Genomic DNA, 18153 nt, shown 5'->3' with positions numbered 1-18153 from the left:
TTCTCCCTAAATTTTAAATCCTAATTTATTGCTGCTTTTTGAATTTGTAAGATTCCAAAACACGCCCTTAAACACCCACTTTACTAAATCCAATCTTTTTTTGAAGATATAAGATATAATCTGCTTTGGGCATGCAAAACAAATGTAATAGATGCTAAAGATAATTGTATTTAATAAAGATGTATTTCTTCTAATATATAGCATTCTATTTCTAGTCATAAAGTATGTCTTAATTCTACTTTCCTTACCTACACTCATCGATTCCTTATGGTAAATTTTCGATTTGCCGGTAAACCATACTTTTTTACCTATTTTCTTAAACTTATCACACCAATCCAATTCTTCATAATAAAGAAAAAAGTCTTCAGACATTAAACCCGCAAGTTCAAGATCTTTTTTCCTGCACATCATTGCTGCCCCATGGCAATAACCGGTTTCTCTGCTGTCCAAATTGTATTGTCCGTGATCAACCTCCTTATTCCCTATGCCCCTGTTTCTACCTGTTAAATAATTCATTTCCGTAAAACCCGCATATTGAATAATTTTCGGGTCTTCATAATACAAGATTAATGGCGAAATCAACCCAATATCTGGACGCAGCTCCATTTCATTTAAAAGAGCCGGAATCATATTTTCAGTTATTTCCGTGTCGTTATTTAGCAGTAAAATATATTCACCTTTAGCAGCTCGTATTCCCAGGTTGTTGCCTCCGGCAAATCCCAGGTTTTTATCCGATCTTATATATACTACCTCAGGATATATCTTTTTAAAATAAGCTTCATTGTCATCACTACTCCCATTATCAACCAAAATAAGCTCAATGTCTTCGTTCGGGGCATTGCGCAATACAGATCTTAAAAAATCTTCAGTTACCCTAATTTGATTAAAATTTACAGTAATTATGGTAATTTGACTCATTTTGCCTCTATAAAAATTGGGGTCTCTGTTACTTCAACTTCCAACAGCCCATTTTTAGTCGCTACTTCCTTGGTTATCATCTGATCAGAACCAGGATTCAGCTGATGTATTACTGCCTTTTTTGCCTGATTTAAGTCTAACAAATATTTCTCTTTTCTATCTGTTTCATCAGGAACAACTAAAACATACATTCTTTTTTTCCCATTCTGGTAAATATCAACTACCGGATCTTCATTAATAGAATTGAAATAATAATAGTCGCCCATTAGGTTAGTAACTTGATGGATATAATCTGCAGCGGGTCTCCTTTTCTTATTTTTTTCTACAAGACCTGAATATCCAAATGAAGTTCCAGGATCAGTCCCCGGATCATTATTATCATATAATTGGTAATAAAAAACCTTATCAATTCCTAATCTGGCATACAATAACCCTAAACGAAGTAACCAATCTGCTTGTGTAATCAGATTAGACTTTGATCCTATCGGAATGGCTCTTTGAACACTTTTTTCACTTATATCATATCCGGTTTCAGTAGACCATACCGGCATATTTCCTAGTTTTGAAGACAAGTCAGCGAAACTTTTCGCAATTTCAGTCATTTCATTAGTTTCAGGAGCAACTCCTCTCTTTTTACTTTTGAATTTGGCAAACCATCCTGTATAATCATTAGAATACATATGATAATTTATAACATCAAAACATAAATCAACTTCACCATTCTTTTTGTATCCCCTATTCTTCTTACACCACTCAACCATCCGCTCTACAAACTCTACATTTGGTTTTGCCAGCCCTCCCATAACCACATTCATAGTAGAATCGGCCGTTTTAACCCCCACACCTCTTCCTAATTTGCCTTTGTGACCATCGTAAAATGCGGAAAGCTGAGCTGCATATTCTTCAGGACTTTGTTCACAATCTTTACCCTTCCACCACTTATCTGGCTCATTACTACTTTCTATGTATTTTATATAACCTAGACCTATAATTGGTTCATGAGATTCCTTAGGAACTTTTATTAGATTTTTATCAATTTTCTTATTTTGACCATATCTGGCTGCAAATTGAAATCCTGCCTTTCCAATTTCTATGTATGATAATGGAGCATCTCTTTTATCGCCGAATTTTATCGGCATCAAATCTCTCTGACGCCTGGGTTCAGGGTACGTATTTATTAGCCAGCTGGGTGTAACCTGTAAATCTACTACAACCAACATGCTATCTTTAAAACACTTTTGATAAATCTCATCATAACTCCATCCGCCCTCAGGCTTATGGTTAAATCTAAAGACATCCTTTTCAGGTTCGATCCTTTCCCAATCCAAAAAATGTCTAAAGCCATCAAAATTGGTTATCAGATTATATTTTGTGGTATCAAAATTATATTGCAGATCATAAAAATCCCATTCAAAGCCATTAATACCAAACATATCCTTAATCTTGACCTGCTTATCCCTAAGGGGTTCAACTTCTACATACTCCTTTCTATCAGGTGTACAGCAAGTAAAAAAAACGATAAATGTTATTAAAATGCTATTAATAATTCGATTTGTTTTTTTCATCTTTTTATTATAAAAATTTAACTTTTATCTTCTAATTAGCTTTTTAATTACTTTTCTTAATAGAAATTTCGATTTCCCCATACTATTAGGGAAAACCATTTTTCTTTCATCAGTGCAATAAACAGGCTTCCCTGAAAGGTCAGCTATTTGTTTTGCTTGCCATATAGAGCTTTCAATAAACAGATAGCAATCATATTTCACGTATACAGACGCTTTAAAACCGCCATGATTATTAGCCTTTAATCTTGCTGCCTTATCAGGAAGATCTAACATAATCAGATGATTATATTTTACATTGTGCTTCGCTAGCCAAGCCTCGGTTAGCGCTCTATACCTCTCTAACCTATTGGTAACCAAATAGCCAATGGTTTTACTTGGTCTAAAAAATGGCTCTACATTTTCTAAAAAATGTTCATACTTAGATCCGTCATCATTTTCCTCTTCCGTTGGATCTATGCACAATACACCGTCGATGTCAAAACAACAATTCTCAAGTAAATCATGGTGCATCATATTCCATTCAAAAATTCTTGGTCCCGGACATATTTCAAAGTAAAAGTCAATATTATCTTTAGTCTCTTCTACAGCATACACAGCGGTGTATAGTACTTTCTTTTCCGGATAAAGTCCTTTAAGCTTATTTTTAACATTAATTATGGAGCTGCCAGACCAAATGCTATCCTCAACAATAAGTACATTTTTATATTCACTAAAAGGCTTGATATAAGATTTTAATCGCTCTCCTGACTGAAGGATTCTTCCATTAACGTATCCTTCTACGTCAGTAAAGGGAAGATTTAAATGTAAGGCCAGCAAATTCGCTGCAAGCAATCCACTTCTGGGAACCCCCACAATTAAATCTATCTCCAAAGGTACTTTAGAAAGATTGGTAGTAATTGTGTGATTTAAATCTTCAATTGATCTGTAGTTCATTTTTTAGATTATTTAAGCTTTTAATTTATTCTTATTAATTAGGAACTGACCAATCTCAAGAATCCTATTCATTTTTTTTCTGGTAAACTTTGTCAGAAACCATAATCCTATATAGATAATAGCCCCCACAAAAAAACCTATAATGCAAGTCAGAAATGAATTGCTGCCACCCAAATTTGCTCTTACAAAAAACATACCCGCACCACTAATTAGCGCAAACACTGCAGGCAAGAAAATTTCCTCTAGAAATTGTAAAATAGAAAGATGCGAATCTTTCAAACTATAGAGCAATAATGGTATAAACAATACATAAGTCACAATTGCATACGATATGGCAATACCAGTGGTACCCCAATTTATTCCAATGCAGAATCCGGCTACAACTAAAGTAGAGTTGATAATACCTAGGTAAAAGTATTTTTTTGCTTTCCCGGTAGTTATCAGTAGCAGTCCCTGAGTACTTGCAACAGGCTGGATAAAAGCAGATACAGCTAGCAATTTAAATATAGCAGATGCAGCAATCCATTTTTGTCCTAAAACAATAAAGATAATTTCGTGCGAAAAAATTGCAAAATAAATCACAATGGGCATAGAGAAAAAGGCCAGTGTAAAAAGGTATCTGCAAAAAAAATGATTGTATTTCCATTTATCATTTTGAAGATTACTTAGAGCCGGCAGCGCAACCGCATTTAATGGATCCCGGAGTTGAGTAATTGGCAAAAGCAACAACTGATAGGCTTTTGAGTACATCCCCAATGCACTTGATCCTGAGAACTTTCCGATTAAAACATTATCCATGTTTCGGGAAAAATAATTTACCAGATCAAATCCGGTTAAACCAGCGCCAAAAGACACTAATGTTTTTATTCCCTTTGAATTAAAACCAAGTCGAGGCCGCCAATCGCATAAAAACCAGAGTGATATAGTCGAATATATTGGACTGGAGACGGAAATAGCTACAATTGACCAATAACCAAATCCTTTCCATGCCAGAAACATACCTGTAAGTAAACTACCTATAGTGCTTAAAATCTGAATTCTCGACAAAGTTTTAAACTTCATCTGCCGCTTCATTAACGCATTATGCTGAAGGGAAAATCCCGTAATAAAAATACTTGCGGCAAACACAAGCGTCATATTCAGCAGTCGCTCTTCCTTATAAAAGGCAACTAAAAGCGGTGCTAAAAGTGAAACAATTAGTGCTATAACAAAACTAACCCCGATGCTTATCCAAAAGATAGAGTTCACCTGCTCGTCCTTGAGCTCCTTTGTTTGAATAACTGCCGATGATAAACCTAAGTCTTTAAAAACCGTGATAAACCCGGTTATTGTGGTTACCATAGCTACCAAACCATAATCTCCGGGCACCAATAATCTGGCTAGTATAATGGTAGACAGAATATTTATCCCAAAAGACAATACCTGACCGGCAACAGTATTAAAACCACCTGAAATAGAATGCGATTTTAAGTCTTGCGTCAGATGGGACGTTTCTAGCCATTTATTATACTGTTTGTCTCGGTTCATCTATGAGCGTAGTAGTTTGGATTGCCAATAAAAATTATAGTAAATCAATATTTATGCTAACATTTAGATCAGCGTTTGATTATTGTTGGTACAAGACCTTATTGATTCATTTAACAACGAAACAACCTTATCCCAGCTAAAGCCCTTTGCAAAAGAAATCCGTTCCGAGTGTAAGGCAGAATTATCTTCAGATAAGGCCTTTGTTATTAAATTTGCGAACTCTAGCGCATCATCAGCAAGATAAGTGTATTCTGAAAATACTTCTTTCATTGTATTTGTAGACTTTGCAACTACAGGTTTCCCCATCGCAAGGTATTCTACTATTTTTAAAGGAAAATTACCAATAGTAATTTCATTAAGTAACTGTGGATTTATACAAACGGAAAAATATTGCACATAAGAAGGAATATTTTTCTTATCTATTTTACCAAAAAAATGAACATTTTTCATCTCATGTAAAATACTCTTACTAAATTCCTTATCCTCTTCACCAATTAAAACAAAATTATATTCTGGTTTTGCAATTGCTATCCTGACGATTAAATCCAGATCAAGTCTTAAAGAACTTAGCGCCCCAACATAACCTATTATTGGTTTATCCAGATTTTTTAGCCGCTCCGGGATATCATGTAATATATCGTTATTAAAAAGTTTAAGATCTACGCCGTTTCCAATGTAAAAACTATTTGGGTTATATTTTTTGGCGCTTCTAACAAAGTCATTAGAGTTACAAATTACAAGATCCGACTTTTTTATCAATTTAGGTTCCAGCGCCTCACCATGTCTTTTCCAATAATCAACACCAAGCGTATAATCCCTATCAAGATATATATATAGGTCAGGTTTTAATAATTCTTTTAGGTAAAAGCTCCTGAATATATCTTTATCATTGATAAGGATAAAGGAGTCAAAGTTTAGGGCCAATAATGCGTGCTTAATGTCCCTGGCAAAACGCCTGTTATTTACATAATTGAAAAGCGAAAATACTTTTGTTGAGGGAATCCAATTAATTGACTCTAACAAGCTATTCGTATTTAATACGTATAGATTATCAGTTAAACTCCTTGTTCCTGTACCGCCATTTTTTATAAGCTCAATATGCTCTTTTACATAACGGTCGTTGTGTTTTGACAGTAGTGTTTTTCTATCAATAGGAGGATTTACGAATAATACTCTGTGCTTTTTTGCCAATTCTTTAGCTAAGCTTGTGGAAGTTGACTCCCGATCTGTATTTATTCGTTGCAAACTGACAAAAACAAAATTCATTAAAATACGCTTTTATATCTATTTAATAACTGGTAGATCGATAAGATACAATTAAACTCAAAACAATAAGCTATCCAAAACAGGTCTGTTTACTGCGATTGTTTTCAATATCCTTTAAAGATAACCTAAACTAAGTAATACCACAACTTTTTACAGGTGATAAAGCTTTCACAATTAACAACTTAAATTAGAAACAGAAACAATTCATTACCGCATTTGATTAATGATATAAGTTCAATGAAAGTCCAATTTAGATGAAATAAACATTAAAAATTGGGGAAAATTTTCCACACAAAACACATATTATTGTCGATTAATTTAGCAAATGAAGCTTTAAGCACTTTAAAGCTTAAAAAAAAATAAAAAAACATTCTTTCTCAAGAAAAAAAACTATTTTTAGTGAGAAAAACATTCCCCATTACAAATATTACGCCACTTAATTATTAGATAGGGATTCATAATTAAACAGTGTCGTAATGGTAAATGTTATTTGTTTCGAACGAAAATCAATAGTAATTAAAAATTATTTTACATCTAAATTATGACAGTAAAAACAAGGAGTTATCTATTCTTATTTACAATTATCATTTTATTAGCCTGTAAAAAAAATACAATTCCTGTAGAGGAAGTCCCACTCCCTGAAACTGAAAAACCGGCCCCTCCTCCAAAAGATACAGTGGCTGCTCCAGCAGATGCAGCTATCTTAAATTTAGGAACCGGTTCAGGTAATTTATCTATCGATGGAAAAACACTGGGAATAACATCAAATACTATAATCAAAATAAAAGGCGGGTCCTATAATGGTATACAAATAAGTAATATTAATGGTGCTAACAAACCGGTAATAGTTCAAAACGACGGACTTGTTCAACTGATTGGAAACAAGCAAATAAAACTCTCCAATTTAAACAATGTTACTATTAGTGGAAATGGAACCCCGGGAATCTCAAGAGGATTTCTTTTTAAAGATAGAACTGTAGATGGAGCCCCAGTTCAATTAACAGACAACATCAACAACTTCACGCTGCAAAATGTATCATTTCAAAATCTTGTAACGTATGGTTGTATTCAATATATCCCACAAAACATCTACAATGGCTCAGAAACTTCTTATAGTAAAAATTTAAAATTTCTGAACATTGATTGTGACAACACAGGTACATTAATCAGATTCAGGGGATCTGCTCAGGACAACGTTATAAAAGGACTGATAAAGGATATTGAAATTGCTTATGTTACATTTCAAAACTCCGGAAAAGTAGGAAGTGCAGTGGTATTAGAGAGCGTAGATTCCTATAATATCCATCATAATTCTATAAAAGATATCAATCAAGAGAGCAGCAATCACAACGGAATCTTCTATCTGATTGGTAATGGTAAATTTTATAATAATTACGTAAAAGATCATCAGGGAAATGCTATAAGAGCCTGGTGTTTTAGCTTAGGTGATAGTCCCAAAGAAGTTTTAATATTCAATAATATTGTTGCCAATTCAAGAGAATATAGTGCCTTTGAACTCCAAACGTTCAAAAGAAACATTATGCCAGGGAAAACAACATATGTAAATGCGAAAGTATTTAATAATACATGTGGAAATTTACTACCAAAATCAGGTACCTTCCCTGCTCAGATTTTAGACTTATATACACAGGAAGGTGGAAAGTGCGAGGTTTTTAATAACCTGGGGTACCAATTCCCTTTGGTTGGTCAGTATAATACAAACCCTATCTGGAATCAGTTGGGTAGTACCAAACCCACCTCATATTCCAACAAATATTTCAAAACCTATACGGATGCCGGAATAACGGACAATGTAAAGTTTGGTTTAGCTTCCAATTCGGCAGCCAAAAGTTCAGGAGGAGCAATTTCGCTTCAAAATTTCGATGCTTCTTTAATCAAACTAATAAGTGTAGACTATTACGGTAGAACGAGATCAACAAGCAATCCTTCAATTGGGGCAGTAGAATAAAAGATATTCTTATTTAAGTTGATATTTCTTACCAAAAAACTTTGAGTAATATCTTTTTAACAATAAAATTATTTCTCTATACCCGTTTATGAACATATCAAAGAAAGTAAATTTTTGATAATAATAATTTAAGGCAAAATATCCCACTATAAGTCCTGTAAGCGTAGAAAAAACAGAAGCTGTAGCTACTACATAAACGTTTCCTGTAATCACTATTGCAAGCCAGTCGGTTAATACCGTTACGAACAGCATAAGCATAATCTTCAGCAAATTAACCTTAGGCATATGAATTACATCTAATGTAACAGCAAAAAAGCGTTCAGCTGGGTAAAGGAATGCAATAACCATAAATATCCTCAATATATTTGGTGCTTCAGTTGCAACATATTTGGGTCCGCTAAAAATTAATATAGCTAAATCTGCAAAAATGATGACTAACACACTAACCGACATCAGTGCTACCGTTATCATTCCAATGTACTTTTTCATAACAAGAATAACCTTCGTCTTTTCATTTGAATTAAAGCAGGCTGATAAGGTTGGCATAGCTGTATAAACAAAACTTCTTAAAGGAATCTCGATAATCTGCACCAATTTAGTTCCTGCATTGTATACCGCCAGAACCGAGGGGCCAAGAAAAAGTTTGATGATAAACGAGTCAACAGAACCTAACAGATTTGCACTCAAATTTGTTCCCACGCTGTATTTTCCAAAATTATAGATTTCGGATATAGCGGACCTGGTTTTATATTTCAGCATGCTAATATCGGTCCATCTAAAAAACAAAGCTATTGAACTCGACACAAAATTTGCAGACAAATAGCAATACAAAACCGTGTGTATGGTAATTCCTTTTAAATTCAGAAGAATCAACAACAAGAAACAACCTTGATTAGCAAAGTTTAAGAATAATAAACGATCATACCTTTGTTTTCCCTGCAAAATGCAATTTGAAACAAAAAATGGAAGTGATAAGATGTAATTAACACTAAAGAATTGGAGAAAAAGCTTAAAACTAGGGTCGGCAATATAACCTGAAGCAAAATAAGCAGGAACATTCAATACCGCAAAAAACAGCGTTATCATAATCGCGATAAACCATGTTGAACCTATTATTTCCTTTTTTCTGTTCTCAGTTGATCCCGAAAAGAACTTTACAAAGGCGGTAGACAAAAATCCGGATCTAAAGGTATCCACCAATAACAAAATCGTTAAAAAGAAACCCCAATTACCCATATCCTCCCTTGTTAAATGTCTAAAAAGAATAGACAGCGTTACAACTCCAATTACGGCGTTTATGCCGTTACTGGTTAGAGATAAGATATGTTTACTTTTAGCTAAACTTAACAAGAAGGCAATCTTCGATTTCATTGTATTGATCTACTTTAAGCTAAAATTTAAATATTTCCCTTTTTCATTTCACTAACAGCATAATCACATGCACGGGCAGTTAACGCCATATAGGTTAATGAAGGATTTTGACATGCAGATGAAGTCATACAACTTCCATCTGTAACAAACACATTTCTTACAGCATGTATTTGGTTATGTTTATTTAATACAGATGTTTTAGGATCATTGCCCATTCTCGCAGTTCCCATTTCATGCACTGTTGCTCCACCTGGTGTGTTATAAGAGAAAGTATTAACATCTTTAAATCCAGCCTTTTCAAGCATAATCGCTCCTGTATTCTGAATATCTTTCATCATTAAATGTTCATTTTCTCTAAATGAGAAATCTATCTCAATCAAAGGCAATCCCCATTTATCTTTCTCATTCTCCGAAAGCGCTACTTTGTTGTCAAAATACGGAAGGCATTCGCCCCATCCCCCCATCCATACAGACCAAGATCCGGGTTTAGTTAATTGATCTTTAAAGGTAGATCCAAATCCCTTTAAATTATTTTTTTTCTCTTGCCAGCCTTCTCTTTCGCCTCTTCCCTGAAAATTGTATCCCCTTAAAAAGTCGACGTTGTCTCCCTTTTCTATGTTTCTAAATCTTGGGATAAGAAAACCACAGGGTCTCCTCCCCTTATAATATTCATCTTTAAAACCCTCATGCACCCCAGAAGCTCCTGAAGAAGAGTGATGATCCATCAGGTTATGCCCCAATTGCTCACTATCATTACCAAGTCCATTTGGAAATCTCGACGATTTAGAATTTAATAGAATCGAAGTGGTATCAATTGTCGAAGCATTAACAAAAATAATCCCCGCATTAAATTCAAACTCCTCAAGCGTGTTCAAATCTATTATCCTTACCCCTGTGGCTTTTTGAAGTTTTTCATCATAAATAATTTCCTTAACAACTGAAAAAGGCCTGATTGTCAAATTTCCTGTTGCAGCTGCTGCCGGTATTGTAGCGCTATTACTGCTAAAATATCCGCCGTAAGGGCATCCCCTGGTGCATAAATTTCTATTCTGGCAAGGTCCTCTATCGGTCAGTCCCCTTGTTAAATTTGCAACACGGGCAATAGTTAGCAACCTATGCTCATCATTCTTTTTTATAGATGAGGCAAGATGTTTTTCTATACAGTTAAGCTCCATCGGAGGCTGATAGCAGCCATCAGGTAAATACGGAAGGTTTTCATGCTTACCACTAACACCAATAAACCTTTCAACATAGTCATACCACCCAGAAACATCTTTATATCTTATTGGCCAATCGATAGAAACACCATCTTTAATATTTGCTTCAAAGTCAAGATCGCTTAACCGATAACATTGTCTTCCCCAAATTAAAGATTTACCACCAACCTGATAACCTCTTATCCAATTAAAGGGTTTATGCTGAATATAAGGATGCTCCTTATCACTCACATAAAACATACGATCACTTTCGTCAGATGTTCCGCTTCGTATCGGATTCTCTGTTGACTCCTTATTTGTATTATTTAATCTATATTCAAAATCCCATGGATTTAAGTTAGCCGTTGGATAATCTTTAATATGACGGATATCTCTTCCTCGCTCCAGCATAAGTGTTTTAAGGCCTTTCTCACACAACTCCTTAGCGGCCCAACCACCGGTAATTCCTGATCCGATCACAATCGCATCATAAGAAACAGACTTTTCAAAAGCGTTTATCATTTACAAATTATTTTGTTGCCCAAGATTTTTGTTTATCCCCAATTGTAAGACATGCCTCAAAAGTTGAGGGTAAATAGTCATATGATAATCCTTTGGTAGCGCCCGGCTCAGAGGTACAATAGCCGGTCACCGTGTAAGACTTAAACATATAAAAGAAATTGTCCCCTAGTATTTTCTGTTTCAGTTTACGAATCAGGTAATGCGATTCTTCTAAATTCTCAAAATGAGTTAGTACAGCTTCCCGTTCTTTCACATTACATAAAATATATGGCTTACTGTAATTCTGCTCGGTGTACGCTTCCAAATCACCTAGTCCTTTTATAAAATTATTTTGAGATTTTGTTGCTGTACAATCTCTAACCATCTTAATAATAAAGTCCTCAACCTTTGCCATTTTAGCCCCTGGGGTATCTGTAGCAGGTATAATGGTCTCAGCTATTTCGGCTATAAGCGATTTTTTACTCATCAGATATAAAAGATCAGGTTTCTTATAAATGGCCCGGTATTTCCAAAATCCAGCTCCACTTACAGCTATTGCTGAAATTCCTAATATTCTATATATAACCTGTCTCCGATTCATAGCATTCTTTTATTACTAGCTAAAGGATAAATGAATTATATATGGAGAGCAATTGCTCCGCTGCAGATTTCCAGGTAAAATTCGCAGCTCTTTTTAATCCCAATTCCCTCATTTCCGACCGCAAAGCACTATCGGCAAAAAAACGAATCATTGCGTCTTTAATCTCAATATGATCAAATGGGTTAACAAACAATGCTGCATTCGAAGCCACCTCTGGCATAGACGAAGTATTTGAAGTAATAACAGGTACTCCACAAGCCATAGCTTCTAAAATAGGCAACCCAAAGCTTTCACGCAAAGACGGATACAAAAATAGGCTTGAGCAATTATAAAGCAAAGGCATCTCATCAGAAGGAATATATCCCGGAAAAATAAAGTTTTCAATAAATTGTTCTTTACCTAATTCCTTCAGTGTATCTTCAACTAATTTCCTGTCATAATCTAAAATAACCAGAGGCAATCCCTCACTAATAACGGAACGATATTCAGTATATGCCTTAATTACATTTAAAGTATTCTTTTTAGGCGCAGTATTTCCTAAAAAAAGGATAAATTCTTGCGGTAATCTATGAGTATTCCTAAAAGCAAGAAGCTTTTCATTAGAATATTCAGCGTTAAATTTAGGATTCACCGCATTATAGATCACCTTAACCTTATCCTCCGGCAATTTCAGTTTGTTCAGGATCACCTCCTTCTCAAAATTCGAAACGGTGATGATCAACTTACTCTCATCCACAATTTTAGGCACTATAAACCTTCTGTATAGATTGCCAAAATTCTGGTATGAAGTTCCTTTAAAGTCCGTTTTCTCAAGGTAAATAATATCATGTAAAGTAAGTATTAAAGGAACCGACAGATTAAGCGCCGAAGTATTGCATGTTGAATGAAGAAAATCTAAGTTGTCTTTCTTTACCGCATTTGGTAAAGCAAATTGCTCCCATGTTGGATACGAACTTGAAGAAAACGTCCTGATTTTAAAATTATCCTGTTCTTTAACGCAAGTATTATCTACGTCATTTCTTGCATATAGAATATATTCGTTGTACTTATCTAACTTCTGGATTTCATTTATCAGTTCTAATGCAACAACCTCCATCCCATGCTTTTTCGCTCTGAAAATACGCTGAACTTCTATCCCAATACGCAACTTCTTTTTCATCTATCGATTCTTTACTTTATAGTCTATTTCTTTATCTCTTCTTTATAATAGTGTTCTGTGGCTACCGAAATTTTATTGGCTTTTCGAACTTTTAAAAGTGCTAAAACCTGGTAATACATAAATTTGTGTGCGTTTTTTAAAGAGCTGTAGATTCTTTTATCCGCATTAAAATATTTCAGTGCCGAAAGCACAGAAACAATAAATACGATCGCTCCAAGTAGCCAATAAATTGTGAATAGTGGAATAAAAAACAAGTCCAATACAAAAAAAGTAGCTGAGAGAATTAGCAATATAAATAGTGGCGGTCTAAGCAACATAAGGCTAAACAATCCCTGATTCAGATTGAAATTCACAATAGATTTGCCAAATAGATTCAGGCCAAGAAAAAAATACTTAAACCAGGTATTCAGCCATCTTGATCGCTGGTTTACCAACTGACCGGTTTTACTTGTTTTTTCGTCATACACAATTGCATTCTCAGCAAATGCTATCTTGTAACCCCTATTTAAAATTTCATATTGTAATATTTTATCAAAACCAGCACCCGTAATTGGTGTATGCTCCAGACAATCCCTATAAACCGTTGTCGTAAAAGCCATCCCAGATCCTGAAAGCGCTGCAGATGATCCAGCTTCAAATAAAAGTTTTCGATCAATCAGCCTGTAAAATATATCTCCCGCCTCATCAAGGCACGCATATGGGGTATTTAAATTTTTAGCTGCCCTTACCCCTTGAACTGCGGTATAACCCGCTGAAAGGAATTTGTTCAATTCAATAAAATATTCGGGATGAACTAAGTTATCACTATCAATTATTGTTATTATTTCATGATCTCTTTGAAATCTGTCTATTGCATAAAAATGCGATTTGGTATTACTGGCCAATACTTCTTCCGGTTTCAAAACAACAACCTTGTTGTCTGTAAAATTCAAATCACTAACATCGCAGTTATCTGCCACAACATAAATAATGTAATTGGTATAATTCGCCTTCAAAATAGAATCTACCACCATTGGAATTAAAGTGGTCTGCTGATATGCAGTAACAATAACAGCATAATCAAAATCGGTTCCGGCTGAGTTATTAGTTATGCTTTGCTTATTAAAAAACTTAAAAAGAAACAAGATTAAGGGGGTAAATAAATGTACCCCAATTAGAACTTGAATAACAATAAAGAGAGTATAAATTATATCCATTAAGATTCTTTTGTTTTTAAAGATTTAAAAATAGCTTTATAGATTTCATTGGCACAATTTTCCCAACTATGGCTTGAGGCAAAAGCTCTTCTCGCCACCTGCAACTCTTCAGTATTTTCGTCAATAGCTCTTTGTATAAGCAGCGCAAAACTTTCTTTATTCTCTGCTAAATATACATACGAAGAGAAAATTTCCATTGCTCTTGTTTGTGTTGCAACTATTGGCTTACCCATTGCTAAATATTCATCCACCTTTCTCGGATAATTACCAACTGTTACCATATTCACTAATTGAGGATTAATACATACATCAAAAAAGCCCATATACAAGGGAAGCTCTTCCGGTCTCTTTATCCCTGTAAAAATCACGTTTTCCAGATCATGTAAATTACTAAATGCAAAATCATCATCTTCTGGACCTACCAAAACAAAAGTTAAATCCTTCCTTTTATTTGCAATATGGTATAATAGCGATATATCCAATCGTATGCTATTTAAAGCGCCAACATAACCAACAACCGGGGTATTAATATTTGCGAACTCCTTAGGTTTATCACTTACATGGGCATTTTTGAACATCTCAATATCACAGCCCTGGCCAACATAATAAGAGTTCTCATTATAGCTTTTGCAATAGTCAGTTAGGTATAGAGAATTTGCCAAACACAAATCATTTTGAGCAATAATTAAAGGTTCAAGTCTTTTCCCATGTTTTTTCCAGTAATCAACAGCCAGAATATAATCGCGAGAATAATAAATACTTAGTGAAGGATGTAATAGATCCTTTAAATAAAAGCCTTTTAATAATTCATTGTCATTAAACAGCAGAAAATCTTTAAAACCCAATTCCTCTAAAGCCTTTTTTATCGAATTAGAGAACTTTTTATTGTTTCTCTTATTCAAATAATTAAATATAGATGGATTTGCAATCCAGTTTATAGATTCAACCATGCAATCCGGATACAGATTCCAAAGGTTATCCTTAATTTTTATTAATCCTTTCTCTTTTCCCTCAATTACCCGCAAACGTTTTTTAATTTTTAAATTGTCATGATCTTTATATCGGGTAATTCTATCAAGCGGGGAGTTCACATATAATACTTTATTATTTTTTGAAAGTTCGAGCGCAATATTTTTGCAGTTACTGCCAATTTCAGTATCCCAGGGTTGCTGTCCAATAATAATTACATCTCTATTGATCATGTCTAGTTAATTACTTGCTGCCATTTAGAAAAACTAAACAGACATCCAGGATTTAGTATCTTCAGAATACTTCTTTATTATTCTTGCCGGGTTGCCTACTGCTACACAGTAATCCGGGATATCCTTGGTTACTATACTTCCTGCCCCAATAACAACATGTTTACCTATCGTTACACCAGCAGTAATCACACTGTTTGCACCAATCCAAACATCATCACCAATGGTAATTTTTTTCCGAATCTCCTTCTGTTTACTTGGCGGAACGTGAATATCCTCGTAACCATGGTTCAGTCCCGAAACAACTATATTCTGTGCCAACATTACAGTATTCCCTATCTCAACCGGACCAATTACCACACTGCCAATTCCAATAATCGTATTATTGCCTATTAACACATTACCCACTCCATTATTGATAGTTACAAAATCCTCAATTATAGATTTCTCACCTAAACTGAATTCATTAAATGGAAAAACATCCATTCTATTTCGGCGTCGGATAATGCTCCCTGATCCTTTTTTATGTATAAAAGGATTCACAAAAAGTCTAACCCAAAGTCGTGGCTTATGATCATTTTCAGGTATCAACATCTTATGCAGCAGCTTTTTTAGCCTGGGATTTGATTTTATTTTATTGACTATCGACATAAATATTAAATTCTATTGCACTAGGACATGATAATTAGCCCTTGATCATTACTTCTTTCAGTATCGTTACTTGGCTCACTATTATTATTTGATGGCAAAGGCTCCCTTTTATCAAAATTCACACTCTGAAAAATAAGTGCGAAAGATAAAGCTGCTACAATGGCCGATGGCATTGAATTAATCACCTCATTACCATAGCTGCATAAAAAAATACCCGCTGTTGCCGAAAGCATTGCAATACATTTATACCTGAGCCCCACATTCCTGATCTTCCAGATTATCCCACTACACTTACCCAGAATATACATCATCATAGAAAACCAAATTGTTAGTCCAACAACACCGTACATAGCCCAAACTTTAACCCAGTAGCTATCAGGTTCAATTGTCGAAAGAAACTTATCCTTATTATAAAGTTTACCCCAGGTACCAATTACGCCTAGTCCCCCACCAAAAGGTTTGTCATGCAAACGCGCGCTAAGAACCTTTTGGTTGTTAAACCTAACATTTAATGAGGCTTCTTTAAAGTTCAATGCGCTTCGTAATCTGTACAAACCGTAATTACCATTACCAATGGTGGTGAACTTTAAAAACCCAAAAAACAACACAGCTACAACTACCCCAAGAATGATTACTTTCAAATTTTTGGTCAGAAAGAAAACACACAATGCACCTACCACCAAAGCAAAAAACGCACCCCTTGTTCCCGAAATCAACATTCCGTAAAAAGATAGTCCGGCAGCAACCAGGGCAAGCACTCTTTTCCACGATTTGAACGGAGCTATTGCAAGCACAATAGCAATCATTACAAAGGAAGCCTGGGAAACACCAAACTGTCCCGAATCACCATAAAAAGAAAACGCCCTTAACTTTCCCCATAACAAGTGGGTAACTGCTCCAACTTCATCTAAAAATTTTTGCTCGCCAGACGAAACACCTATATGCTGCTGTTTAATACCATTTAAAGTCGCCAGCAGCGATAATGCCATCAAAAGTATTAACACCCAGTTCAATTTCTTTTCAGAATCAATCAATAGAAATACCAAAGGGATGATCAGCATCGGAAACAGTGCTGTACTTCTTATCTCCTGTAACCAGCCCATCACACTGGCACCTTCAGGATTTATAATTTCTACTACACTAATGATAAACCACATCAGCATTAATTTGGTCAGCGGGTTATTTAAACGTGTCCAGTCATATCGCTTGTGCTGAATGATTACTATCACCCAGATCAGCAATAAAAGGGCCTCTATTCCTATACCATAAGCTATACCACCAACTTCGCGCGACAAGATCCCAAATAGAAAACAATAAGCTGTTAGCGCATAAAGACCTATCCATGGTTCTCTAAAAAGACAGATCAAAAAAACAACAAATAACGGCGCTAAAATCAAAAGTACCGCTCCCATTGGGTTCAGATAGGTTAGAAAACTAACCCCAAATGCAACCAATATCCCTAAAACCGACAAAATTATTGTGCGCCGTGTTTGTGATAATGAGGATAAATATTGGTACATAGATTATTTATGATTTCACTTTGTTAAGAACCCAACCAATAAATCCAGGTTGCCCCTTAATATATGTCAACAGCTCTTTTTGAGGATCTGATATAGATCTTCCGGATTCAAAAACAGCTAAGTTCAGCTCTGTAAAAAGCAACCACTCTTTCGCTTTGTTAATGTCTTTAAGCCCGTTTACATCTATGATAATTACATCAAACTCGTTTTTTAAAACCTCAAAGCCCTTTCTTAAACTTGTTGTACTCTGGCTCTCCAATAAAGATGAATTCGCATCATTCTTATTCAAAATTGTAATCAGATCTTCTGTCTGAATTTCGCGCCTCACTAAAAAGGTCTCAAAATCCTGGTTTATAGCCAGTTCTTTTGAATCCGACATCACCTTTTTTGTTTCTCCTCCAATTAACAGCACTTTTTCTCCCATCATTGCAAAACCATAGGCCAAACTGCCCGACAGAAAGGATTTGCCCTCATTGCTATCAAGACTTGTAACCCCCAATATCTTGGCATTTTTCTTTTTCAAAGCATCCGAAATCTCAAAACGCAACGAGCGTAAAAGGTTTTTAAAAGACAGAAACTCG

Annotated in this window: 15 protein-coding genes; 1 reads left to right on the top strand and 14 read right to left on the bottom strand. The window is 35.0% G+C overall.

The genetic code is table 11. From position 1 onward, the window contains the following. Nucleotides 1-6: 6 nt before the first annotated feature. From AC6CH7_RS08985 to AC6CH7_RS08965, 5 genes are all read right to left on the bottom strand, one after another. Complete coding sequence (locus AC6CH7_RS08985) at nucleotides 7-918, bottom strand: glycosyltransferase family 2 protein (protein ID WP_498262372.1); 912 nt, start codon at nucleotides 916-918, stop codon at nucleotides 7-9. Next, nucleotides 915-2483: a hypothetical protein gene (locus AC6CH7_RS08980; protein ID WP_498262371.1), complete on the bottom strand. Its 1569-nt coding sequence runs from the start codon at nucleotides 2481-2483 to the stop codon at nucleotides 915-917. Before AC6CH7_RS08980 ends, AC6CH7_RS08985 begins: the two co-directional genes overlap by 4 nt. A 24-nt stretch (nucleotides 2484-2507) precedes the next feature. Next, on the bottom strand, nucleotides 2508-3416 hold the full coding sequence (locus tag AC6CH7_RS08975; protein ID WP_498262370.1) for a phosphoribosyltransferase family protein: 909 nt from the start codon (nucleotides 3414-3416) through the stop codon (nucleotides 2508-2510). A 12-nt stretch (nucleotides 3417-3428) separates the two neighbouring features. After that, on the bottom strand, nucleotides 3429-4943 hold the full coding sequence (locus AC6CH7_RS08970) for a lipopolysaccharide biosynthesis protein (RefSeq protein WP_498262369.1): 1515 nt from the start codon (nucleotides 4941-4943) through the stop codon (nucleotides 3429-3431). Nucleotides 4944-5006: 63 nt separating this feature from the next. Next, the gene (locus tag AC6CH7_RS08965) at nucleotides 5007-6209 is read right to left on the bottom strand and encodes a glycosyltransferase (RefSeq protein WP_498262368.1); all 1203 of its coding nucleotides are present in this window, start codon (nucleotides 6207-6209) and stop codon (nucleotides 5007-5009) included. A gap of 541 nt (nucleotides 6210-6750) precedes the next feature. Here AC6CH7_RS08965 and AC6CH7_RS08960 point away from each other — a divergent pair. Continuing rightward, the gene (locus tag AC6CH7_RS08960) at nucleotides 6751-8178 is read left to right on the top strand and encodes a hypothetical protein (protein ID WP_498262367.1); all 1428 of its coding nucleotides are present in this window, start codon (nucleotides 6751-6753) and stop codon (nucleotides 8176-8178) included. A 9-nt stretch (nucleotides 8179-8187) separates the two neighbouring features. On the opposite strand, the gene AC6CH7_RS08955 is transcribed toward AC6CH7_RS08960, so the two are convergent. The 9 genes from AC6CH7_RS08955 to AC6CH7_RS08915 form a co-directional block, all read right to left on the bottom strand. After that, complete coding sequence (locus AC6CH7_RS08955) at nucleotides 8188-9549, bottom strand: lipopolysaccharide biosynthesis protein (RefSeq protein WP_498262366.1); 1362 nt, start codon at nucleotides 9547-9549, stop codon at nucleotides 8188-8190. Nucleotides 9550-9575: 26 nt separating this feature from the next. Next, complete coding sequence (locus tag AC6CH7_RS08950; protein WP_498262365.1) at nucleotides 9576-11267, bottom strand: GMC oxidoreductase; 1692 nt, start codon at nucleotides 11265-11267, stop codon at nucleotides 9576-9578. Between the two features lie 7 nt (nucleotides 11268-11274). Then, a complete protein-coding gene (locus tag AC6CH7_RS08945; protein WP_498262364.1) occupies nucleotides 11275-11847 on the bottom strand; it encodes a gluconate 2-dehydrogenase subunit 3 family protein in 573 nt (190 codons plus the stop codon). Nucleotides 11848-11866: 19 nt separating this feature from the next. Next, nucleotides 11867-13006, bottom strand: coding sequence for a glycosyltransferase family 4 protein (locus AC6CH7_RS08940; RefSeq protein WP_498262363.1), 1140 nt, complete (start codon nucleotides 13004-13006; stop codon nucleotides 11867-11869). A gap of 23 nt (nucleotides 13007-13029) precedes the next feature. Then, nucleotides 13030-14202, bottom strand: coding sequence for a glycosyltransferase family 2 protein (locus AC6CH7_RS08935; RefSeq protein ID WP_498262362.1), 1173 nt, complete (start codon nucleotides 14200-14202; stop codon nucleotides 13030-13032). Beyond that, the gene (locus AC6CH7_RS08930) at nucleotides 14202-15404 is read right to left on the bottom strand and encodes a glycosyltransferase (protein WP_498262361.1); all 1203 of its coding nucleotides are present in this window, start codon (nucleotides 15402-15404) and stop codon (nucleotides 14202-14204) included. The genes AC6CH7_RS08935 and AC6CH7_RS08930 overlap by 1 nt, the downstream gene beginning before the upstream one ends. A gap of 33 nt (nucleotides 15405-15437) precedes the next feature. Continuing rightward, nucleotides 15438-16052 carry an acyltransferase gene (locus tag AC6CH7_RS08925; RefSeq protein WP_498262360.1) on the bottom strand — a complete coding sequence of 205 codons (615 nt, stop codon included), beginning with the start codon at nucleotides 16050-16052 and terminating at the stop codon, nucleotides 15438-15440. Between the two features lie 20 nt (nucleotides 16053-16072). After that, entirely contained in the window at nucleotides 16073-17572 is a 1500-nt protein-coding gene (locus tag AC6CH7_RS08920) for an O-antigen ligase family protein (RefSeq protein ID WP_498262359.1), read from the bottom strand. 7 nt (nucleotides 17573-17579) lie between these two features. After that, nucleotides 17580-18153 (bottom strand): P-loop NTPase family protein (locus AC6CH7_RS08915; protein WP_498262358.1); only part of this gene is annotated, 574 nt, incomplete at its 5' end.

The sequence above is a fragment of the Pedobacter sp. GQ55 genome (genome assembly GCF_059758925.1).
Note: the sequence above shows the minus strand (reverse complement) of the source record. Positions and strands in the feature narration are given on the sequence as shown.